This window comes from Mycobacterium sp. NBC_00419, from assembly GCF_036023875.1.
Taxonomy (GTDB): domain Bacteria; phylum Actinomycetota; class Actinomycetes; order Mycobacteriales; family Mycobacteriaceae; genus Mycobacterium.
The window spans coordinates 1,069,643-1,092,217 of the sequence record NZ_CP107931.1; the positions used below are offsets into that span (position 1 = coordinate 1,069,643).

The 22,575-nt window shown below is 68.4% G+C and carries 18 protein-coding genes; 9 read left to right on the forward strand and 9 right to left on the reverse strand.

Annotated features, from left to right (window positions below; all coding sequences use genetic code 11):
• The first annotated feature begins 181 nt into the window (after positions 1 to 181).
• Both OG976_RS04980 and OG976_RS04985 read left to right on the forward strand, forming a co-directional pair.
• Positions 182 to 1,192 (forward strand): AraC family transcriptional regulator, encoded by a 1,011-nt coding sequence (locus OG976_RS04980; protein ID WP_328358704.1) that lies wholly within the window; start codon positions 182 to 184, stop codon positions 1,190 to 1,192.
• Positions 1,193 to 1,305: 113 nt separating this feature from the next.
• Positions 1,306 to 2,718, forward strand: a complete 1,413-nt coding sequence (locus OG976_RS04985) for a WS/DGAT/MGAT family O-acyltransferase (protein WP_328358707.1) — start codon at positions 1,306 to 1,308, stop codon at positions 2,716 to 2,718.
• A gap of 25 nt (positions 2,719 to 2,743) precedes the next feature.
• On the opposite strand, the gene ppsA is transcribed toward OG976_RS04985, so the two are convergent.
• Both ppsA and OG976_RS04995 read right to left on the reverse strand, forming a co-directional pair.
• On the reverse strand, positions 2,744 to 5,038 hold the full coding sequence (gene ppsA / locus OG976_RS04990) for a phosphoenolpyruvate synthase (protein WP_328358710.1): 2,295 nt from the start codon (positions 5,036 to 5,038) through the stop codon (positions 2,744 to 2,746).
• A 25-nt stretch (positions 5,039 to 5,063) separates the two neighbouring features.
• Positions 5,064 to 6,566 (reverse strand): bifunctional aminoglycoside phosphotransferase/ATP-binding protein, encoded by a 1,503-nt coding sequence (locus OG976_RS04995; RefSeq protein WP_328358713.1) that lies wholly within the window; start codon positions 6,564 to 6,566, stop codon positions 5,064 to 5,066.
• A 144-nt stretch (positions 6,567 to 6,710) separates the two neighbouring features.
• Here OG976_RS04995 and OG976_RS05000 point away from each other — a divergent pair, with 144 nt between their 5' ends.
• The 6 genes from OG976_RS05000 (at position 6,711) to OG976_RS05025 (ending at position 14,273) form a co-directional block, all read left to right on the forward strand.
• Positions 6,711 to 7,694, forward strand: a complete 984-nt coding sequence (locus tag OG976_RS05000) for an Acg family FMN-binding oxidoreductase (RefSeq protein ID WP_328358716.1) — start codon at positions 6,711 to 6,713, stop codon at positions 7,692 to 7,694.
• 79 nt (positions 7,695 to 7,773) lie between these two features.
• Positions 7,774 to 9,813, forward strand: a complete 2,040-nt coding sequence (locus tag OG976_RS05005; protein WP_328358719.1) for an erythromycin esterase family protein — start codon at positions 7,774 to 7,776, stop codon at positions 9,811 to 9,813.
• Positions 9,814 to 9,829: 16 nt separating this feature from the next.
• Positions 9,830 to 10,804, forward strand: a complete 975-nt coding sequence (locus OG976_RS05010) for a 1-phosphofructokinase family hexose kinase (protein WP_328358722.1) — start codon at positions 9,830 to 9,832, stop codon at positions 10,802 to 10,804.
• A 118-nt stretch (positions 10,805 to 10,922) separates the two neighbouring features.
• A complete protein-coding gene (locus tag OG976_RS05015) occupies positions 10,923 to 11,783 on the forward strand; it encodes a universal stress protein (RefSeq protein ID WP_328358725.1) in 861 nt (286 codons plus the stop codon).
• Positions 11,784 to 11,867: 84 nt separating this feature from the next.
• The gene (gene dosR, locus OG976_RS05020; RefSeq protein WP_328358728.1) at positions 11,868 to 12,515 is read left to right on the forward strand and encodes a hypoxia response regulator transcription factor DosR/DevR; all 648 of its coding nucleotides are present in this window, start codon (positions 11,868 to 11,870) and stop codon (positions 12,513 to 12,515) included.
• Positions 12,516 to 12,548: 33 nt separating this feature from the next.
• Entirely contained in the window at positions 12,549 to 14,273 is a 1,725-nt protein-coding gene (locus OG976_RS05025; protein ID WP_328358731.1) for a GAF domain-containing sensor histidine kinase, read from the forward strand.
• Positions 14,274 to 14,278: 5 nt separating this feature from the next.
• On the opposite strand, the gene OG976_RS05030 is transcribed toward OG976_RS05025, so the two are convergent.
• Positions 14,279 to 15,166: a universal stress protein gene (locus OG976_RS05030; protein WP_328358734.1), complete on the reverse strand. Its 888-nt coding sequence runs from the start codon at positions 15,164 to 15,166 to the stop codon at positions 14,279 to 14,281.
• A 130-nt stretch (positions 15,167 to 15,296) separates the two neighbouring features.
• On the opposite strand from OG976_RS05030, the gene otsB reads away from it, so the two are divergent.
• Complete coding sequence (otsB, locus tag OG976_RS05035) at positions 15,297 to 19,229, forward strand: trehalose-phosphatase (RefSeq protein WP_328358737.1); 3,933 nt, start codon at positions 15,297 to 15,299, stop codon at positions 19,227 to 19,229.
• A 2-nt stretch (positions 19,230 to 19,231) separates the two neighbouring features.
• Here the strand turns inward: otsB and OG976_RS05040 are convergent, their stop codons facing one another.
• From OG976_RS05040 to OG976_RS05065, 6 genes are all read right to left on the reverse strand, one after another.
• A complete protein-coding gene (locus OG976_RS05040) occupies positions 19,232 to 19,825 on the reverse strand; it encodes an Rv1733c family protein (RefSeq protein WP_328358740.1) in 594 nt (197 codons plus the stop codon).
• Positions 19,826 to 19,834: 9 nt separating this feature from the next.
• Positions 19,835 to 20,857, reverse strand: a complete 1,023-nt coding sequence (locus OG976_RS05045; RefSeq protein WP_328358743.1) for an Acg family FMN-binding oxidoreductase — start codon at positions 20,855 to 20,857, stop codon at positions 19,835 to 19,837.
• Positions 20,858 to 20,961: 104 nt separating this feature from the next.
• Positions 20,962 to 21,408 carry a nuclear transport factor 2 family protein gene (locus OG976_RS05050; RefSeq protein WP_328358746.1) on the reverse strand — a complete coding sequence of 149 codons (447 nt, stop codon included), beginning with the start codon at positions 21,406 to 21,408 and terminating at the stop codon, positions 20,962 to 20,964.
• Between the two features lie 2 nt (positions 21,409 to 21,410).
• Complete coding sequence (locus OG976_RS05055) at positions 21,411 to 21,614, reverse strand: (2Fe-2S)-binding protein (protein WP_328358749.1); 204 nt, start codon at positions 21,612 to 21,614, stop codon at positions 21,411 to 21,413.
• 9 nt (positions 21,615 to 21,623) lie between these two features.
• Positions 21,624 to 22,262 carry a fatty-acid--CoA ligase gene (locus OG976_RS05060; RefSeq protein WP_328358752.1) on the reverse strand — a complete coding sequence of 213 codons (639 nt, stop codon included), beginning with the start codon at positions 22,260 to 22,262 and terminating at the stop codon, positions 21,624 to 21,626.
• 10 nt (positions 22,263 to 22,272) lie between these two features.
• Positions 22,273 to 22,575: a hypothetical protein gene (locus OG976_RS05065; RefSeq protein WP_328358755.1), complete on the reverse strand. Its 303-nt coding sequence runs from the start codon at positions 22,573 to 22,575 to the stop codon at positions 22,273 to 22,275.

Below are 22,575 nucleotides of genomic sequence, written 5' to 3' on the forward strand. Positions count from 1 at the left end.
GTGCTACGGCGACAGGGCAATCGGCGCATGGAGTGGCCGTTTGTCCCGCGAAGACAAGAAAAAGTCACCGCAGGTCAAGACAGAGTGCCGGTCCGATACCCGCGCGCCGTGGTCCGCAGGCAAGAATCGATGGCGCCTTTATACCTTGACATCTCCACGGCATCGGCTGAGTGTCTCCCCCATGTACGTGATTCGAGGGGCGTCTCTGACCGGGTACCTGAGCCTCGTGCGGCAACTCGGCGGCGACCCGGAGTCCTTACTGCGCGACGTCGGGATCTCCCCCGACCATGCAGGTGACGCCGGCGTCGTGCTCCCTGCGGCCGGCGTCGTCGGCGCCATCGAGTCCGCAGCGGTTGCCACCAACACGGCTGATTTCGGCCGTCGGCTCGCGGATCGACATGCGGCCGAGATCGTCGGCCCGCTGGTGGTTGCCGCCCGGTCGGCCACAACGGCGGCCGACGGGCTCGCTGTTCTGAGCAGGTTCATGGCGGCGCACAGCAATGGGATCTCTCTTGAGCTCATGCCCGGTCCACGCGCCGACCTGCGATTCCTGGCGGTCAACGTGGTCAGGGATCCGGCGAATCCCCAGCATCAGTCGATCGAGGGCTCACTGACCGTCGCATTCCGTGTTCTGCAGGCCGTCATGGGCCAGGACTTCTCCCCCCGCACGGTGCACATCCCGCATCCGCCGTTGACGCCGTCGCCGGACTACGAACGCTTCTTCGGCTGCCGGGTGCTCTTCAGCCAGCCGGTGCCGGGGTTCGTGTTCACCTCGGCCGACCTGATGCGGCCGACGAGTTCCGACGCCCTCGTCCATGACACCGCGGTGCGGTATCTGTCGATGCTCACCGAGAAGCCCGCGTTCAGCGCTGTGCAGAGCGTCAGCGACGTCCTACGCGCGATGCTTCCGCTCGGGACACCACGGATAGCGGCGGTGGCGCGTCATTTCAGCGTCCATCCCAGAGCATTGCAACGCCAGCTCGCAGCGGAGGGCAAGACGTTCGCCGACGTGCTCGACGAACTTCGGCGCGACACCGCAGCGCGGCACCTGAGCGACGACACCATCACCCTCGGCAGCGTTGCCCGCCAGCTGGGATACGCGGACCAGAGCGTGTTGACCCGGGCCTGTCTTCGATGGTTCGGCTTGACTCCGAGTCAGTACCGCAACCGGTATCGGCGGCACGCCGGTTGACCCGCGGTCCTTGCCCCGCCCCGCCGATAAGCCCACCGACCAGGGACTTCCGGCCCTGCCCCGGGTGCAGCCGATAGCCCCACACTGGAATGAGGGCAGACGGAAGGCCGGCGATGACGCACCACTTGACGACGCTGGACGCGGGATTCCTGCAACTGGAAGACGCCGACGAACACGTCAGCCTGGCCATCGGAGGCGCCGCCATCCTGGCCGGACCCGTCCCGGAGTTCGAGGAGCTGCTCCACACCATCGGGGCGCGATGCCTGTCCGACCCGCGGAGCAGCCAGGTGCTGCGGACCCACCCGTTCGATCTCGTCGCACCGGAGTGGGTTGACGACCCGACCTTCGACCTGAGCCGCCACGTGCGCCGCACCGCGCTACCTGCCCCGGGCGACGACGCGGCGTTGCACGCCGAGATCGCCACCATCATGGAGCGACGGCTGGACCGGCATCGTCCGCTGTGGGAATGCTGGGTGATCGAAGGACTGGCACAGAACCGCTGGGCGCTGCTGGTCAAGGTGCACCACGCGCTGGCCGACGGCATCGCTGCGTCGAACCTGCTCATCGGCCTGTGCGACGACACCGGTGTGGCTAGCTTCGCCAGCTCCATCGGGGCCGCCCAGCATCCGGCCCGCCGGCCCTCACTACCGACACCGAGCCTCAATCCCGTTGACTGGATTCAGGATTCGATCGCACTGAGCCGCGGCGTCGGCAAGGTGGCACTGCGGGCGGCCACGGGCGCCGCCGGGCTGGCCGCCGGACTGCTGCAGCCCGCGTCGCGGTCGTCGTTCAACGGCCCGGTGGGCGACCTGCGCCGCTACGGTTCGGCCACGGTATCGATCCACGATGTCGAGCGGATCGCCCACACCTTCGGGGTCACCATCAATGACGTCGCACTGGCGGCCGTCGCCGACAGCTATCGAACCGCACTGTTGCGACGCGGTCTGCAGCCGCACGCGGACTCGCTGCGCACCCTGGTGCCGGTGTCGGTGCGCGGCGCCGACGCGATGGACGTCTCCGACAACCGGGTGTCGCTGATGCTGCCACTGCTGCCGGTCGACATGGCCGATCCGCTGAAGCGACTCCGCACGGTGCACGCCCGCCTGACTGCGGCCAAGTCCAGCGGCCAGCGTCAGGCCGGCAGTCTGCTGATGTGGGCGAGCAACCTGGTGCCGTTCCCGGTGACGGCGTGGACGGTGCGCCTACTCTCCCGGCTGCCCCAACGCTCCGTCGTGACGGTGGTGACCAATGTGCCCGGGCCGCGCACACCGCTGACGTTGATGGGCCACAAGGTGATTCGGCTGTTGCCGATACCGCCGATCGCGGCCGGGTTCCGCACCGGCATCGCCATCTTCAGCTACGCCGACGAACTGGCGTTCGGGCTGCTCGTCGATTTCGACGCGGCCCCCGACATCGACGAACTCGCCGGCGGCATCGAACGCGGCATCGAACGGCTAGTCCGGTTGGCCGCCCCCCGGGGCCGCCCGAAAGGCAAAGGCGGCCTGCGGCTGCTGTCCAACGGCTGACCACACCCGGCCGGTCAGCGCAGGTTCACCTGCGATCACCGTCATGGGACCGCGCCGATTCCAGTAGCAGCCGGCGCTCGGCGGCCGCCACGTTGCGCCGGGTGTGCTGCGCCACGTCGGGGGTCACCGAGATCGACGTGATGCCCATGCGCACAAGGTGTTCGGCGAAGTCGGGCCTGCTCGAGGGAGCCTGGCCGCACAGTGACGCGGTGACACCCAGACGCCGCGCGGTGGTGATGATCTGGCCGATGGCGTCCAGGACGGCGCCGTCGGACTCGTCGTAGAGTTCGGCGCACAGATCGGAATCGCGGTCCACCCCGAGCATCAGCTGGGTCAGATCATTGCTGCCGATCGACACCCCGTCGATACCCATGCCGACGTATTCGGGCAGCCAGTACACCACCGAGGGCACCTCGGCCATCACCCACCGGTGCAGGCCGCGCTGGCGGCCCAGCGGGCTGGCGTCGACCAGCTCGAGGCAGCGCTCCAGCTCCCACTTGGTGCGCACGAATGGAATCATCAAGTGCAGGTTGGGATTCTGTTCACGGACCCGCGCCAACGCCTTGAGTTCGAGGTCGAACAGGTCGGGGTTGCTGACGTATCGGTAGCAGCCCCGGTATCCGATCATCGGGTTGTGCTCTTCGGGCTCGTACTTCTGTCCGCCCTGCAGGTTGCGGAACTCGTTGGTGCGGAAGTCCGACGCCCGGTACACCACCGGGCGCGGTGCGAACGCGGACGCGACGCGCCCGACCGCGGTGGCCAGTGAGTCGACCAGGCTGTCCTGCTCGCCGTTGTCGATCAGGTCGCGGGGGTGCCGATTGCGCAACGCGTCTTCGAGGATCAACTCCGCGCGCAGCAGGCCGACACCGTCGACGTCGAGCTCGGCGGCCTGCTCGGCCTTGTCCGGCATCGCCACGTTGACGTAAATCTTGGTGGCGGTGACCTCGACGGCAGGTGCTGCCGCGGCCGCCACCGGCGCGGTCTGCGCACCGCCGACGTTGTCCTTCTGGACCCGCCCCGCCAGCACCCGGCCGTGAGTGCCATCGACGGTGACCACGATGCCGTCCTTGAGATCCTTGGTCGCGGTGCGGGCACCGACAATGCAGGGCACCCCGAGTTCACGGGCGACGATGGCCGCGTGGCAGGTCATGCCGCCGGTGTCGGTCACCAGCGCCGACGCCCGGCGCATGGTGGGCAGCCAGTCCGGGTTGGTCATCTGAGCGACGAGCACCTCACCGTCCTGCAGACGGCCACCGTCCTTGACGTCGGCCAGGACGCGCACGACACCGGAAGCCTCGCCGGGGACGGCGGGCAGGCCCTGCAACAGCACCTCGTGGGTTTCCGGGACCGGCTTGCCCACACGGTGCAACGTGGTGATCGGACGGGTCTGCACGATCCAGGTCTTCCCGCCGGCGATGGCCCACTCGGTGTCCTGCGGGCAACCGGCGTGGCGTTCGCTGCGGACGGCGATGTCGGCAATGGTGCGCACCTCGTCGTCCTCGAGCACCTGGGCCAGTGCCTCAGCCTCGCTGAGGTCGACGTTCTGATCGGTGCCGTCGGCCCCGCGCACGATCTTGAACTGCTTGTAACCGATTCGCCGGGACAGGATTTCGCCGGTCTCCTTGGACACCACATACGTGTCAGGCTCGACCGAACCGGACACCACCACCTCGCCCTGGCCGAACGCGCCCTCCACGACCACCCGGTCGGTGGCGTCGGTGGTGGGGTCGGCGGTGAACGCCACCCCGGAACGCTCCGAGGCGATCATCTGCTGGACGACCACCGCCATCGCCGGGTCGGCGGAGAAGCCCCGGCTCGCGCGGTACGCGACCACGCGAGCACCGAACAGTGATGCCCAGCACCGCTGCACCGCGTCGATCAACTCGTGCTCACCGGAGATGTTGGTGAACGTCGCATTCATCCCGGCGAACGACGCGTCGGCCCCGTCCTCGCCGGTGGCCGAAGATCGCACGGCGACATTGACATTGGCTCCCATCTTGCGATAGGCGGCCACGATCCTGTCTCGTACCGAGTCGGGTATGCCGGCCTTGAGCACCAGCGCCTGCATCCGCTGGCACAAGTCGTCGAACGTCGTCGGGTCACCGGCCCGCAGCATTGCCTCGCGGTGGGCGATGTTGAGATCGTCGGCCACCCCGGCGGTCGCCATGGATTCCAGGAAGCTGTCGCGCAGGACCACGAATCCAGGTGGCACCGGCAGCCCGGCGGCCACCATCTCCCCCATGTTCGCGCCCTTACCGCCGGCTTCCTCGGCATCGGGCATCCCCAGATCGGCAATGTCTTCGACGTAGCGACTCGGCATCGGGTTCCTCCAATGATCGGACTTCTCAAACGGTCTGGCGGCAGGTCTCCTGCGCCTCGGCAACGGATTCGGCCAGCGGCCGGGTGGTGTCGATTCGGTGGGCACCGGGCCATGTCTGGTCGGCCCGTTCGGCCAGCGCGGTGGCGATCTCGGGTGTTACCTGTGAGGTGGTCTCGGTGCGGGCCTGGATGCGCTGGGTAGCCGCCTCCGACGAGGCGACACAGGCGATCTCGACCAGTCTCGCGGCAGCCTCCTGTGCCACCTGCCGGGCCCTGTCCCGGTGGGCCGGGTCAAGCCAGGTGCCGTCGACGATGACGGTGCGGCCCTCACAGAGGCCCAGATGGGCGCGGCGCAGCACGCCTTCGTAGACGGCGTCGACGTTCGCCCGGGTGTACAGGCCTTCGTCGAGGGTTCCCGGGTCACCGGTGAGTTCACCGCGCCGAACGAGGTCGGCACGCACGTCGTCCGTCGAGACAACCAGGGCGCCAATGCTTTCGGCCAGCGCACGCGCCAGCGTTGTCTTGCCGGTCCCGGGGGCGCCGCCGACCATGACCACACGGACCGCGCCGGACCGCAACCGATCCCGGGCGATCTCGAGGTGGCGCACGGCATCGGCGGCCGCACCGGCCACACCCTGGCCGTGGCAGACGCAATCCACCTTGGCGCGCACCACCGCGCGGTAGGCGATGTAGAAGTCGCGCAGCGAGGCCGGTGCGTCGTCGTCGGCCGTCCGGGCATAGGACTGCAGGAAGTACTCACCGAGTTCGGGCCGGCCCAGGAACTCCAGGTCCATCGCCAGGAACGCGGCGTCGTCGATGGCGTCGACGTAGCGCAGCTGGTCATCGAAGTCCAGGCAATCCAGCAGTTCCGGGCCGCCCTCGAGGCAGAAGATGTCGTCGGCGAGCAGGTCGGCGTGGCCGTCGACGATCCGCCGCGCTGCGATGCGCGCGGCGAACAGCACCGAGCGTCCTGCGATGAAGTCGATTGCCAGTCGCCGGATTTCGGCCACCACATCCGGGTCAACCCCGGGCACCAGCCCGTCGGCGTAGCGCTCGAGCTCACCGAGGTTCTCCTGCCAGCGCGCGGTGACGGCATCCACGCGGGCCATGGCGTCGACGTCGCGACCGCGCACGGTGCTCTCGTGAAAGCGGGACAGCACCAGCGCCACCGCTGTCAGCTGCTCGGTGACGGGTTGACCGCTGCGCACCAGGGTGGCCAGCCGCGTCTCGTCGGGGTGCCGGTGCATCACGATGACCGGCTCGGGCATGCCGCCCGGCGAGGCGAAGTGGGCGAGGCCCAGATAGCTGTTCGGGGCCAGCCTGCAGTTCAGGGCCAACTCGCGCGCGCAGGCGTTCTCGCGGCGGTCGAGGGTGGAGAAGTCGAGAAAGTCGGTGACGACTGGCTTCTTGACCTTGTAGGCGCGGTCGCCGACCAGGAAGACCAGACCGGTGTGGGTCTCGGCGACCCGCGGGCGCACCTCGCCGTCGGAGGGTCCAGGTGCGGCGGAGTTCGTCGGTACCGATCCCATACCACGATCCTCACCCGAGCGGCCCGATCCGCCCAGAGTCCAAAGACCCTCGCCGCTCGGCCCGCAAAACCGATGACTTAGGGCCCCTTTCGCGAGGACAGCAGCGACCTATCGTTGAGAGGAGAACAGAAGGCGGTGTTGGCCGTGGCGAGATCAGCGCTCGATCCCCAGGTAGTGGCGAACGTGGTGGGGTTGGCGTGCCGTGCGCCCTCGGTGCACAACAGCCAACCGTGGCACTGGGTGGCCGAGGGCCCCGAACTCAGGTTGTTCGTCGAGCCGCACCGGGTACCGCACGCCACCGATGTCTCGGGCCGGGAGGCCATCATCAGCTGCGGTGCGGTCCTGGACCACCTGCGGGTGGCCGCCGCGGCCGTCGGTGCCATCGCCGTGGTCGACCGGTTCCCGAACCCCAACGACCTCGACCACCTGGCCACCGTCTCCTTTGCCGCGGCCGAACTCGTCACCGATGCCCACCGGGCCCGTGCCGATGCGATCCTCGACCGGCACACCGACCGGCTGCCGTTCGCGCCGCCGCCGAACTGGGCAGCTTTCGAACCAGTGCTGCGCAGCACCATCGATTCCGACAAGGCGGTGCTGCATGTCCTTCCGGCAGCCGCGCGCGCCGATTTAGCCGAGGCGTCCCGGCTGACCGAGTCGCTGCGCCGCTACGACAGTAGCTATCACGCCGAATTGCAATGGTGGACAGCACCTTACGAAGTATCCGACGGAGTGCCCTACAGCACGTTAGTGTCGGCGTCCGAGCGGGATCGCGTCGACATTGCCCGCGTGTTCCCCGCGGGCGAGCATCCCGACCGCAGGCCGGAAGTCGACCACGACCGATCCACCATCCTGGTGCTGTCGACATACGGCGACACCCGCCGCGACGCGCTGGGCTGTGGCGAGGTGCTCTCCGACGTCCTCTTGGAAGCCACCCTGGCCGGGCTGGCCACATGCACGTTGAGCCACATGACCGAACTCGATGCCAGCCGCAGCATCATCCGCGCCCTCATCGGTGGCGGCTACGACCCGCAGCTGCTGATCCGGGTGGGACTGGTGCCCTCGATCGCCTCGGTACCGCCGGCCACACCGCGCCGTCCGCTGGCCGACGTGCTCGAGGTCCGCGGCTAGCCAGCCCTCAACCGAGGACTTCGGTCCCTACCGGCCAGTGATCGCAGGTGGTCGGATCGAGGGGTAGCAAGGGGGCGATATGACACGGTCCACGGGAATCCGCCGCCACCGACCGCGGCGGGTGTTCAAGGACCGGCATGAGGCCGGTCAGGTGCTGGCTGGATTGCTGCAGGCCTACCGGGGCCGTCCGGATGTGGTGGTGCTCGGCTTGGCCCGCGGCGGTGTTCCGGTCGCCTACGAAGTGGCCCGTTCGCTGGGCGTACCGCTGGATGCGTTCATCGTGCGCAAGCTCGGCGCACCCGGGCACGAGGAGTTCGCCGTCGGAGCGCTGGCCAGTGGCGGTCGCGTGGTCGTCAACGACGACGTGCTGCGGGGCCTGCAGGTCAGCCCGGAGCAGTTACGCGAGATCGCCGAACGCGAGGGCCGCGAACTGACCCGCCGTGAAGCGGCGTACCGGCAGGGCCGGCCACCGATACAGGTCGCCGGCAAGACGGTCATCCTCGTCGACGACGGTCTGGCCACCGGGTCGAGCATGCTGGCCGCGGTGCAGGCGCTGCGCGAGTCCGAGCCCGCCGAGATCGTCGTCGCGGTGCCCGCCGCACCGGAGTCCACCTGCCGGGAGTTCGCCGGCATCGTCGACGACATGGTGTGCGCGTCGATGCCGACACCGTTTCTGGCCGTCGGTGAGTCGTTCTGGGACTTCACCCAGGTCTCCGACGACGAGGTCCGCGACCTGCTGTCGCGCCCCACGACGGGCGTCGCGATGCCGCTGGCCGCGCCGAGTCCGGCCGAGCTGGTGGCCCACGCCGCGATCGACGCACCGGGCGGTGTGCCGCCGGCCGACGTGCTCGACGACCTGATCGGTGACGCCCGGGTGGTGCTGATCGGCGAGAGTTCACACGGTACCCACGAGTTCTATGAGGCCCGCGCCGAGATCACCAAGTGGCTGATCGCCGAGAAGGGCTTCAATGCCGTTGCCGCCGAGGCGGATTGGCCGGACGCCTACCGGGTCAACCGTTATGTCCGCGGCCTGGGCGAGGACCGGACGCCCGAGGAGGCGTTGCGGGGCTTCCAGCGCTTCCCGGCCTGGATGTGGCGCAACACCGTGGTACGCGACTTCGTCGGATGGCTGCGCTGGCACAACGGCCGGTGCGCCGCCGACGACAGGCGCCAGACCGGCTTCTACGGGCTGGACCTCTACAGCCTGCACCGCTCGATGCAGGAGGTCATCGCCTACCTCGACACCGTCGACCCGAAGGCCGCCGAGCGGGCCAGGACCCGGTATGCCTGCTTCGACCACTCCTCGGGCAATGACGGCCAGGCCTACGGTTATGCCGCGGCCTTCGGGGCCGGACCGAACTGCGAACGACAGGCTGTCGAGCAGTTGGTGGAACTACAGCGAAACACCGTGGAATACCTCAGTTCCGACGGGCCGCTGGCGCAAGACGAGCTGTTCTACGCACAGCAGAACGCGCAGACCGTCCGCAACGCCGAGGCCTACTACCGCGGCATGTTCGGCGGCCGGGTCACGTCGTGGAACCTGCGCGACAAGCACATGAGCCAGACCCTCAACGCACTGCTGGCCCATCTCGACGCGCACGGCGCAGGACAACCGGCCCGGATCGTGGTGTGGGCGCACAACTCTCACGTCGGCGACGCCCGCGCCACCGAGGTCTCCGCAGACGGCCAGCTGACGGTCGGCCAGTTGGCCCGAGAGCACTACGGTAAGGACTGCCGCCTGATCGGGTTGTCCACCTACAGCGGTACGGTCACCGCCGCCGGCGACTGGGGCGGTATCGCCGAGCGCAAGGTGGTGCGCCCGGCGCTGGCCGGAAGTATCGAAGAACTCCTTCATGAGGCGCAGCGGCCGTCGTTCGTCCTGCCGATGCACGACCGCTCCCCTGCCGCCGCGGCACTGGACACGGTCCGCCTCGCCCGCGCGATCGGGGTGATCTATCTGCCGGAGACCGAACGTCAGAGTCATTACTTCCACGTCCGCCCGTCGGACCAATTCGACGCCATGATCCACATCGACCACACACGTGCACTGGAACCACTCGAACCGACCAGCATCTGGATCTCCGGGGAGACCCCGGAGACATATCCGAGCGGTCTGTGAGCCGAAAGGGTTGTCGTTGAACGAACCTGCCGTCACCGGACATCGCATCGTCACACTGACGATGAATCCGGCGCTCGACATCACCACAAGTACCGACGTGGTGCACTCGACCGACAAACTGCGTTGCGCGGCCGCCCGTTACGACCCGGGCGGGGGTGGCATCAACGTCGCCCATGTCGCCGATGTGCTCGGCGCATCGACCACGGCGATCTTCCCCGCAGGCGGCCCGGCCGGCGAGATGGTGGACCGGTTGCTGGTTGCCGAGGGGCTCTCCGTGCATCGGATCCCGATCGGTGGGTCGACCCGGGAGAGCATCACCGTCAACGAGCGATCCACCGACAAGCAGTACCGGTTCGTGCTGCCCGGGCCTGAGCTGACTCTGGCCGAGCAGACCGAATGCCTGCTGCGGGTGCGCCGCGCGGCGGCATCGGCGTCGATCGTCGTGGCCAGCGGCAGCCTGCCACCCGGGGTGCCGCCCGACTTCTACCAACAGGTGGCCAACGTGTGCGCCGACATCGGGGCGGTGTTCATCCTCGACACGTCCGGCGGCGGGCTCACCCACGTCAAGTCCGGGGTGTTCCTGCTCAAGCCGAGCCTGCGCGAACTGCGCGAGTGTGTCGGGCGAGCATTGGCCGACGAAGCCGAGCAGCTCGCGGCGGCCCGCGGACTGATCGAGCAGGGCTGCGCCGAGTATGTGCTGGTGTCCCTCGGCGCCCAGGGCGCATTGCTGGCCACGCGCCACGGCGGGCAGCGGTTCGCCCCGGTCGAGGTGCCTGCGGGCAGCGGCGTCGGCGCCGGTGACGCGATGGTGGCCGGGGTCGCCGTCGGGCTCACCCGGGGCTGGCCACTGACCAAGGCGATCCGGCTCGGCAACGCCGCCGGAGCCGCGATGCTGCTCACTCCCGGTACGGCGCCGTGCACCCGGGAAGACACCGAGCGGCTGTTCGAGCAGAGCGACGACCCCGTCGACATCGAACTGGTCAGCGGCTGAGCGGCGGGTGAGGTTACGTTCGAGGCGAAATCCGAGGACTTTCTGCCCTCAGAGTGGGCACACGACAGCGATAACGTCGGCACAATAGATGTCCCACCCCTGGGGGGAGTCCCAAGAAATGCCCGAAGCCATTACAGCCCCGTCGGTCGTCGTCGGCGTCGACGGATCGCGAGGAGCGGTGCGGGCCGCACTGTGGGCCGTCGACGAGGCCGTCAGCCGTGACATCCCACTGCGTTTGATCGCGGTGATCAGCCCCCACGACGGTGACGCGGACGAGGACGCCCGCCTGCTTGCCGGCGCGCAATCAGCGGCACAGCACACGGCCAACGCGATCGAGGCCACCGAGCGGCCGGTCAAGATCGAGGTCGAGATCTTGCACGGCGGGCCGACGGCCACCCTGGTCGAGGCCTCCAGGGCGGCGGCGATGATCTGCGTGGGGGCGGTCGGGATCAAACACTTCGACCACAACCGGATCGGTTCGACCGCGGTCTCGCTGGTCAGCTCCGCACATTGCCCCGTGGCCATCGTCCGCGGCTCCGACCGCACCGCACCGGAAAAGCCCGGCTGGGTCGTCGTCGACCTCGACGAATCACCGGACAGTGCGGCGGTGCTGGCGTGCGCTGTGGAGGAGGCACGGCTGCGCGGCGCCGCACTGCGGGTGCTCGGCTCGTGGCAGTCGCGCTACACCGACGTGCACGACACCCACGCGGTGGCCGACGGCAATCGGATGGTGCGCGCCCAACTGGACCGGCGGATCTCCCGCTGGAAGCATCGCTACCCCGATCTGGACGTCAAGCCGGTGGCCGTGCACGGCAGCGTGCTGAACTATCTGGCCAAGCACGGCCCCGACATTCAGCTTGTGGTGGTCGGTGCCCGCAATGCGGAGAGCATCGAGGAACTGCTCGGCCCGACGGGCTCGGCGGCCCTGCACAACACCGATTGCTCGGTACTGGTCGCCGATCGGCAACGCTTGTTGTGACAATCCGGGCCTATCTGCGGATATCGTTGCCGTAGGGGGTGCGGCACCGGTGCCGCGCCCTGTTGCCGATCCGGAAGGCACACCATGGTCAAGGTGTTTCTCGTCGACGACCACGAAGTGGTCCGCCGTGGTCTGATCGACCTGCTCGGCGCCGACCCTGAACTGGACGTCATCGGCGAGGCCGGTTCGGTGTCGCAGGCGCTGGCCCAGATCCCGGCACTGCGACCCGACGTGGCCGTACTCGACGTGCGACTGCCCGACGGCAACGGCATCGAACTGTGCCGTGACCTGCTGTCCAAGATGCCCGACCTGCGCTGCCTGATGCTGACGTCCTTCACCTCCGACGAGGCGATGCTCGATGCCATCCTGGCCGGGGCCAGCGGCTATGTGGTCAAGGACATCAAAGGTATGGAGTTGGCCAAGGCGATCAAGGACGTCGGGGCCGGACGTTCGCTGCTGGACAACCGCGCGGCCGCCGCGCTGATGGCCAAGCTGCGCGGTGCGGCCGAACGCTCCGACCCGCTGTCCGGGCTGACCGAACAGGAGCGGGTGCTGCTGGGCCTGCTCGGTGAGGGCCTGACCAACAAGCAGATCGCCGCCCGGATGTTCCTCGCCGAGAAGACCGTCAAGAACTATGTGTCGCGGCTGCTGGCCAAGCTGGGAATGGAGCGGCGCACACAGGCCGCGGTGTTCGTCTCCAAGCTCGACCAAGGCCATCACACCGAAGACTGAACCCGCCAGTAACAATCTGGCACGATAGTTGTTGTGACCGACAATGTCGGCTCGGAGGGGGATCGCACGGCTACACCGCCGGTGCGTGACACCCTGTCCCAGCTGCGGCTTCGAGAGCTGCTGGTCGAGGTCCAGGACCGGGTCGAGCAGATCGTCCGGGGCCGCGACCGGCTCGACGGACTCGTCGAAGCCATGCTGATGGTGACCTCCGGCCTCGAGCTCGACCTCACCTTGAAAACCATCGTGGAGACCGCGATCGACTTGGTCGATGCCCGCTATGGCGCTCTCGGCGTCCGCGGTCAGGACCACGAGCTGGTGGAGTTCATCTACGACGGCATCGACGCGCAGACCCGCAAGAGGATCGGCCCGCTGCCCGAGGGCCGTGGCGTACTGGGCCATCTCATCGACGAGCCCAAGCCCATTCGGCTGGACAACATCCTTCAGCACCCGGCCTCGGTCGGCTTTCCGCCGAACCACCCGCCGATGCGGACCTTCCTGGGCGTGCCGGTGCGCATTCGCGACGAGGTGTTCGGCAATCTTTATCTGACCGAGAAGGCCGACGGGCAGCCGTTCAGCGAGGACGACGAGGTTCTGGTCGAGGCGCTGGCCGCCGCGGCGGGCATTGCGATCTCGAATGCCCGGCTCTACGAGGAGTCCCGGGTGCGCCAGTCCTGGATCGAGGCGACCCGAGATATCGGCACCCAACTCCTGGGCGGCGCCGACCCGGCGCAGGTGTTCCGGCTGATCGCCGACCAGGCGCTCGAATTGACCGCAGCCGACGCGGTTCTGGTCGCCGTCCCCGCCGACAGCGAGCTGCCGATCTCGATGGTCACCGAACTCCTCATCGTCGAGACCGCCGGGGCAGTGGTCCCCGCGGGGCGCGCCGACCCAATCCCGTTGGCCGGCACCGTGATCGGCGCCGCCTTCGCCGGACGCGCTGCCCGCCACCTCGATGCCTTCGACGACGCGCTTTCCGTCATGCCGGAAGCGGGCCCGGCTCTCGTGCTGCCGCTGCGCACCACCGAGACCGTGGCCGGCGTTCTGGTGATCCTGCGCCGCCGCGGCGCACGGCGGTTCACCGACGAGCAGCGCGACATGATGGCGGCGTTCGCCGATCAGGCCACGCTGGCCTGGCAGCTGGCCAGCACACAGCGACACCTGCGCGAACTCGACGTGCTCTCCGATCGTGACCGCATCGCCCGCGACCTGCACGACCACGTCATCCAGCGGTTGTTCGCGCTCGGGCTGACGATGCAGGGCACCATTCCGCGCGCGAACTCGGCTGAGGTGCGACACCGGCTGACCGACGCCGTCGACGAATTGCAGGGCGTGATCCAGGAGATCCGCACGGCGATCTTCGACCTGCACGGCGGCGCGGTGGGGACGACCCGGCTCCGCCAGCGCCTCGACGAGGCGATCGGGGCGTTCGCCGGCACGGGACCGCGAACGACGGTGCAGTACGTCGGCCCGCTGTCGGTGGTCGAGGCCGAGCTGGCCGACCACGCCGAAGCGGTGGTCCGCGAGGCGGTCAGCAACGCGGTACGCCACTCCGGCGCGCGGACCCTGGCGGTCACGGTGCGCGTCGAGGACGAGTTGCAGATCGAGGTGGTCGACGACGGGTGCGGCATGCCTGCCGACGTCACCGCCAGTGGGCTGACGAATCTGCGGCGACGGGCCGCCGATGTCGGCGGCGAGTTCAGCGTCGGTGCCGGTCCGGACGGCGGCACGGTGCTGCGCTGGAGCGCACCGCTGCCCTGAGCCCGCTAGGAACTGCGCGCGATGATCACCGGCATCCGGACGCCGTGCAGTACCGCGGTGCTGACCGAACCCAGCAGCATTCCCGCGAACCCGCCGCGGCCGTGGCTGCCGACGACCACCAGTTGCGCGGATTCGGACTGCTCGATGAGCTGTCGTGCGGGCCGGTCGGCGACGACGACCCGGCGCACCGGCACGTCGGGATAACGCTCCTGCCATCCGGCCAGCCGCTCACTGAGGGTTTCCTCACCGAGCGCCTGCATGGTCGACCAGTCCACCCCCGGGAACTCGAAGACACCGGTGTCGCTCCAGGCGTGTACGGCCAGCACGTCGACTCCGCGGAAACTGGCCTCCTCGAACGCAATTGAGGTGGCCAGCTCGGAGGCGGGCGATCCGTCGATTCCCACCACCACGGGCGCCTTCGACGGGTGGGACATCAGTGGGTCCTCGTCGTGGATGACCGCCACCGGGCAGTGCGCATGGTGGGCCAGTCCGGTGCTGACCGAGCCGAGCAGGCTGCGGGCCAGCGCGCCACGGCCGCGGCAGCCGACGACCACCAGCCCGACGTCCTTGGTCTGCTCGACCAGGGTCGGCACGGTGGGGCCTGCCACCATCTCGCTGGTGATCTCGATCGGGTGGTCTCGGGTGGCCTCGGCGGCCGTCCTGACCGCGGCGTCGAGGATCTCCTGACCGGACTCCTCCTGCCACTGCAGATATCCCGGCGGCAACGGAACCTCGGGGAAGGTCATCACCACCGGTGGGTTGAGGATGTGGACCAATTTCAGTGGCGCACGGTGCATCGCCGCGTCGCGGGCGGCCCAATCCACGGCGACCTTGGACTCCGGAGATCCGTCGACGCCGACGAGAATTCCGCGATGAGTTGTCGGAGTTGACATTTCATTCTCCTTCTTCTGCACTGTCTACGACGCTAGATCTACCGGTCCCCGTGATCATGAGGCCTTGGTCCCCTACCGGATGGTCACAAGGCCCTGATCGCACGGGCGCGGGTGTGGCAGGGTCGCAACCATGGGCATCGACAGTGCGGACATCGGCCTGCCGGTGGCAATAGATCCGCGCTACCACGACGCGGTGTTGTTCGACCTCGACGGCGTGATCACCGACACGGCGTCGCTGCATGAACAAGCCTGGGCCGAACTCTTCAGCGACTACGACTTCACCCCCACCGATTATCGGCACTGGATCGACGGTAAGCCGCGTTACGACGGGGTGCGGGACTTTCTGGCTTCTCGCTCGATCACGTTGCCCTGGGGCTCACCGGCCGACGAGGGCGACGACACCATCTGCGGGCTGGGCAATCGCAAGCAGAAGCTCTACCTCGACCGCATCGCCGACGGCGTTCCGACATTCGAGTCCACGGTGGCACTGGTGCGCCGCCTCGATGAACTCGGGGTGGGCACGGCGGTGTACTCGGCGAGCCGCAACTGCGAGCGAGTGCTGGAGGCCGCCGGCATCGGAAGCTATTTCGCGGTCCGGGTCGACGGCATCACCGCCGAGCGGCTGGGACTACCGGGCAAGCCCGACCCGGCCATGCTGCTGGAGACCGCCCGCCGGCTGGGCGCCAGGCCTGGGCGGTGCGTGGTCGTCGAGGACGCCGAGGCCGGGGTGGCGGCGGGGCGCGCTGGCGGGTTCGGGCTCGTGATCGGCGTCGACCGCAGCGGCGAGGCCGCCCAGAATCTGCTGAGCAACGGCGCCGACACGGTGATCGGTGATCTGGCCGATGTCACGGTGCGGGCCATCGACCGGCGGATGACGGCACTGCCCGACGCGCTGCTGTCCTTCGGCCAGATCGCCGGTGTGGTGGCGGCCCGCCGCCCCGCACTGTTCTTCGACTTCGACGGCACCCTGTCGGACATCGTCGACGATCCGGGCGCGGCCACGCTGGTTCCCGGCGCCGACAAGGCACTGCAGTCGCTGGCCGCGCTGTACCCCGTCGCGGTGCTCTCCGGGCGCGGGCTCGACGACATCCGCGACCGGATCGGCATCCCGGGCCTGTGGTACGCCGGCAGTCACGGCTTCGAGATGGTGGGCCCCGACGGGGTGCACCGCGAGAACGGGACCGCCGCGGCGGCCGCACCGCTGCTCGCCCGTGCCGCCGACGAACTGCGGGCCGAACTGGCGGACGTCACCGGGGTTTTCGTGGAGCACAAGCGGTTCGCCGTGGCGGTGCACTACCGCAACGGCGGCGCCGACGCCGAGGCGGTGGCCACCGCCGCGGTACACAGCGCCGGTGTCCGGCACGGCCTGAAGGTGACTTCGGGCCGCAAGGTCGTCGAGTTGCGACCGAACATGGACTGGGACAAGGGCAAGACGCTGGAGTGGATCGTCGACCAGGTGGCCGGCCAGGAACCACTGCTGCCGATCTACATCGGTGACGACCTGACCGACGAGGATGCGTTCGACTCGGTGCTGCACGACGGCATCGGCATCGTGGTGCGTCACTCCGAGGACGGAAATCGTTGCACCGCCGCCCGATACTCCCTCGACGACCCGGCGAACGTCCGCGAGTTCGTCGAGAGACTGGTCGAGCAATGCGACGTCGACCGTCAGATTCTCTCCAGCCCTTGGTCATTCACCTTCGGCGGGTACATCCCCGAGCAGGAGCGGTTGCGTGAGGCGCTGTGCACCGTCGGCAACGGGTATCGCGCCACCAGGGGCAGCGCGCCCGAGGCCGACGCCGGCACATTCCACTACCCGGGCACCTACTCGGCCGGCCTGTACAACCGCCTGACCGACGAGGTGTCCGGGGTTCGCATCGAGAACGAGAGCCTGGTCAATCTGCCGAACTGGCTGTCGCTGAAGTTCCGCATCGATGGCGGTGACTGGTTCGACATCGACTCGGCCACCCTGCTGTCGTACCGGCAGAACATGGATCTGCGCCAGGCCGAGCTGTACCGGGAGTTCCGGTTCCGCGACCCCGCCGGGCGTACCTGTAGGGTCGCGCAGCGACGTATCGCCGCCATGCACTTGCCGCACGCCTGCGCCCTGGAGACCACCGTCTGGGCCGAAGACTGGTCAGGCACAATCGAATTCCTGTCCCTGATCGACGGTGATGTGCGCAACTCCGGTGTGGATCGCTACCGGGATCTCTCCGACGACCATCTCGTCGCCACCACCACCCGCGAGCTGTCCCCCGACTCGGTGCTGCTGGTATGCGAGACGGTGCAGTCCCGCATCCCGATCGCGGTGGCCGCCCGCACCACCGTGTGGCGCGGCGAGGAGGCACTGCGGGTCGACAGCCGCTTCATCGACGAGGAGCGCCGTACCGGTCACGACATGGTGGTGTCGATGTCACCGGGCGAGTCGGTGACCGTGGAGAAGATGGCGACGATCTTCACCGGCCGTGACCATGCCATCTCCGAACCGGGCGAAGCGGCGCAGCGGCTGCTGAGCCAGCTGGGCCGCTACGGCGATCTGCGCGACGGGCACGTCCGCGAATGGGCGCACCTGTGGGAGCGTTTCGACATCGCCTTCGACGACAATCCCGACGCCATGCGGGTAGTGCGTCTGCACCTGCTGCAGCTGCTGCAGACGGTGCCCAACCGGGCCGTGGACCTCGATGCGGGGCTTCCGGCACGTGGCCTGCACGGCGAGGCCTACCGCGGTCACATCTTCTGGGACGAGTTGTTCGTGTTCCCGGTGCTCAACCTGCGCTACCCCGCCATCACCCGCTCGCTGCTGCGCTACCGCTACCGGCGGCTTCCCGAGGCCCGTCGAGCCGCCGCGGAGGCCGGGTACGCCGGCGCGATGTTCCCCTGGCAGTCCGGCAGCGACGGGCGCGAAGAGAGCCAGAAGCTGCACCTCAATCCCAACTCGGGGCACTGGAATCCCGATGCCAGCGCCCGCGCCCACCACATCGGTATCGCGGTGGCCTTCAACGTCTGGCAGTACTACCAGGTCACCGGTGACTTGGAGTATCTGATCGAGAACGGTGCGGAGATGCTCGCCGAGATCGCCCGATTCTGGGTGAGCCGCGCGGAGTATGACGAATCGTTGGGCCGCTACGTCATTCGCGGGGTGATCGGCCCCGACGAGTTCCATTCCGGTTACCCTGACCGGCCCTACGACGGTATCGACAACAACGCCTACACCAACGTGATGGCGGTATGGGTGATCGTGCGTGCGCTCGATGCTCTGGATGCGCTGCCGCTGCGCGACCGTCTGGACCTGATGGAGACCATGGGCATCCACGGCCGCGAACTCGACCGCTGGGACGAGGTCAGCCGGCGGATGTACGTCCCGTTCCATGAGGGCGTCATCAGTCAGTTCCAGGGCTATGACCAACTGGCCGAACTCGATTGGCACGGCTTACGCGAGCGCCACGGCAACATCCAGCGGCTCGACCGCATCCTGGAGGCCCAGAACGACAGCGTCAACCGATACCGCGCCTCCAAGCAGGCCGACGTGCTGATGTTGTTCTACCTGTTGTCCTCCGACGAACTGCGGGACTTGTTTGCACGCATGGGCTACCGGCTCACCCCCGAGCAGATTCCCAAGACGGTCGACTACTACCTGCACCGCACCTCGCACGGTTCGACGCTGAGCGGTGTGGTGCACGCCTGGGTGCTGGCCCGCGGTGACCGCGAACGCGCGATGCGCTACTTCCAGCAGGTGCTGATGTCGGATGTTGCCGACATCCAGGGCGGTACCACGGCCGAAGGAATCCACGTCGCCGCCATGGCCGGAAGCATCGACCTGCTGCAGCGGTGCTTCACCGGGCTGGAGACCCGCGCCGACCGGTTGATCCTGAGCCCGATGTGGCCGGAAAGCCTTGGCGCGCTTCGTCTACCGATCTTCTACCGCGGTTACCGACTGCACCTGACGATCCACGGCCGAAGCGCCGAGGTCAGTGTCGACCCCGCCGACCATCCCGCGATCGAGATCGAATGCCGCGGTCAGGTGCAGACGCTCACACCGGGAACGACGTTGCGCTTCACCTGAGTTCAGTGGTCGGTGCTGGTGCGCCCGCCGCCGTCACCGACCAGGCCGCGCAGTTCGCGGTCCCACTGGGCATGCCTGCGCCGCTCGATGCGGAAGCGCACCAGCCCGGTCAGGGCGGCAACCACGGTCACCACCGACAGCCACAGGACGACACCGGCTACCACGGCATCGCTGACTGCCCGCCGGTGCGGCGTCGGCGGACCGGCATAGTCGCCCGCCTCGTCGACCCAGATCGTCAGCTGCTCACCGGTACTGGCAGGGCGATCCAAGCCGAACACACCTTCGTGCGCACGGCCGCGGTCGCGCCAGCGGGCGTGGACATCGAAGGAGGCGGCGTAGGGCCGAACCGACGAGGTGCTGTCGGCGAGCACCCTCGCCGCCACGGTGTGCCGGGTCCGTACCTGCTCCTGGTACACCGCGCTACGGCTGGCGTGGACGGCGGTGCCGATCGCCCCGGCGACCGGTAGGGCCAGCAGCACGACGACGACAGCGAGGATCGACACCACCGATTCGATGCGGTCACTTCTGCGTACCAGGTCATTGCGGGCGAACAGCCGCCAGAACCACCCGCGGGGACCGGGAACGATGGTGTCCATACCGCGGCGCTACCCGGCCTTACTCACCACGTCAGCACCGACGATGAACGCACCGTCATTGAGCCAGTCGGCCACGTCGGGCAGCGGGCGGCGCGGGGTGGCCGGCAGCGGGTCGGCATTGATTGCCGCCCAGCCGAGCCGCAACAGCATCTGCGGGTGCCCGCTGGTACCGAACACGTCGGCCCGCACCGCGTCGCGGGTCTCGGGGATCTCGAGCGGTTCGGTCACCGGGCAGGTCGCCAGGCCCATCGCGGTCGCGGACAGCAGCACCAGGCTGGTGGCCTCCCCGGCGCGCAGCCGCGCCAGGTCGTCATCGGTCTCGGTGCCCAGGGCCACCATCACGCCGTTGTCCTCGGCCGGCGACGTCAACGCCGGTTGTTTGAGCGCGGGTCCGGCGAAGGCCCGCGCGGGAATCGCGGCGCGGGCATCGACCGCCGGGGCGTTGCGGGCAGGTACCCCGGCCACCGAACCGTGCCGCCCGCTCCACGCGTTGAGCTCGGTGAGGTAGTCGGTGTCGGTGTTATGCCTGGCGACCGACTCAGCCACGATCGCGTTGAGCTGGGGCAGTAGTTCGATCTGGCGCAGCATCACCCCGGCGCGGGCGGCGCGCGCACCCATCAGAGCGATATCGCCGACGGGCACCGGCCAGGAACCGTAGTTGCGGCGGTCGGTGCGCCGCCGGGTGATGGCCGCGGCCAGGGTGACGTCGAGCTCTCCGGGCACTTGCCGGTGCAGCTCGAGGGAGGCGACGTGATTGCGATCGTTCGGATTCGGGAACCGGTGCACTTTGGCCTGCCAGCCCATCGCGGCCAAGGCCACCGTGGCGTGATGCAGCGACGCGCCACAGCTGATGAGCATGTCGCGGCGGTCGGGATCGGCGCTGGGTAGATGCCGACTGGGGTCGGCGTCGAGCTGCATGCTGTGCGGTCCCACGCGCCAATGCCAGGGCTGCGAGTTGTGCACCGAAGGTGCTCGCGTCGCCAGGCTGAGTGCGGCACGAACCGTTTGCGGGTCAGGAAAATGCGCGCTCATGGTTCTCGCCGCCTTCTCTGGTCGATCTCTGTTGACAGAGTCGCTCAGATCGCACCGGCGGGGACAGAGACGTTAGTCCCTTGCTGCGGGGACTTGTGCAGCCGCTATTCGGCGATCGACGCCCGCAGCTGGGGGCTCGGCGGGTTGTCGAACCACAGGTTCTCCTCCCGCATCTGCCTGCTGCGCCAACCGTTTGCGGTACGGACCATCACGTGGTGGTAGTAGCCGCCACACGCGCTGATCGCCGTGGCTCCGGGCAGGATCATCGGGTTGTAGAACATCGCCCGCACGGTGGCGGTATCGCCGTCGACATCGGTCTCGATATTGGTGATGTAGTGCGCAGTCATGGGCAGCAGGGCCAGGCCGCGCTCGAGCCATTCCGATACCTCAATGCGGTTGCCCACGGCGCCGCCGACCGAGCTGTAGTCGATGTGTGCGTCCTCGGTGAACAGCGAACGCCACAGGTCCCAGTCCTTGCCGTCAACGGCGCGGGCGTAGCGGTGTAGCACCGACGCGATCTCCAGTTCGTCGCTGATCCGTTGAAGGTCCATCGTCATCCTCGGTGTAGGAAGCCCCTGCGGCGCTTGGGCTCCGGCGGCCCAGCGGCGTCGATGATGGCGCGAACGGTGTGTTTGCAGCGTCCACATTCCGTTCCGGCGCCACACGCCTTGGCCACCTGTTTTGTGGTGGTCGCCCCCGCCGCGACGGCCTCGGCCACCGTCTGGCTGGTGACGCCGTTGCACAGACAGACGAACATCGCTGGCGCTCAGGCGTTCTCGTCGATGTGCAGCATGTGTTGCAGCCGACCGACGAAGATCGGCGGGTAGGCGCCGACACCCGCACCTGCCATCCATTCGGCAACCGAATCCGGGTGGTCGATCCAGCGGCTGGCGTCCTGCTCGGTGTCGATCTCCTGCAGGATCATCACCTCGTGCTCGTCGTCGAAGGCCCCGAACACCCGCAGATTGCGGATGCCCGCGTGGGCGAATCGAGGAAGTGCCTCGTGGATGCGTGAAATCAGCAACGGCACATCGTCGACGCGGGTGATCGTGGACATGATGACCCCCGGGGTGGCGTCGGGGTCGGCGCCGCCGACGGCGATCTTCTCGACGGTGTCACCGGCGAAGATGGCGGGGATGTCCTGCAAGCCCACGGAGTCGAACCAGCTCAGGAACAGTCCGGACCGCAGTACCTCGAGGATCGGTTCCCTGCTGCGCAACGAGATGGTGACCATGACGCGGCCGGGATCACGCGTGGAGGTGTAGACGAGAACGTAGTGCGCGCCGAGTGTCGCCAGCTCGGCCTGACTGCGCTGCAGCACCGGCCATACCTTGCCCGGGTCCGGCACCCGGTAGTCCATGGCGAGTACCAGCGTGTGCTGCTGGTTGTCTGCCGCGGCACTCATGGCGCCCTGGCTAGTCGCTGGCCGGAAGGGGTTTGGCGGTCTTCTGCTCCAGTGGCGTGGTGCCCACCGACAGGGTGCCCGCGCCGGCCTTGGTGACCAGCACTTCGGCGCCGCTGTCGTCGACGTAGCGCTTCCCCATGACCGCTCCGCCGGCGAAGTTCGGGTCCAGGCTGGCGTCGGCGGCCTTCTCGGCGTCGAGCGGGATCATCGCCACCCCGCCGGCCCGCAGGTCGTCAAGACTGTCCGACGAGCGCACGACGATGACCTGGGTGTCACAGACCTGGCTTTGCAGCCGGGTACCCGTCTTGATCAT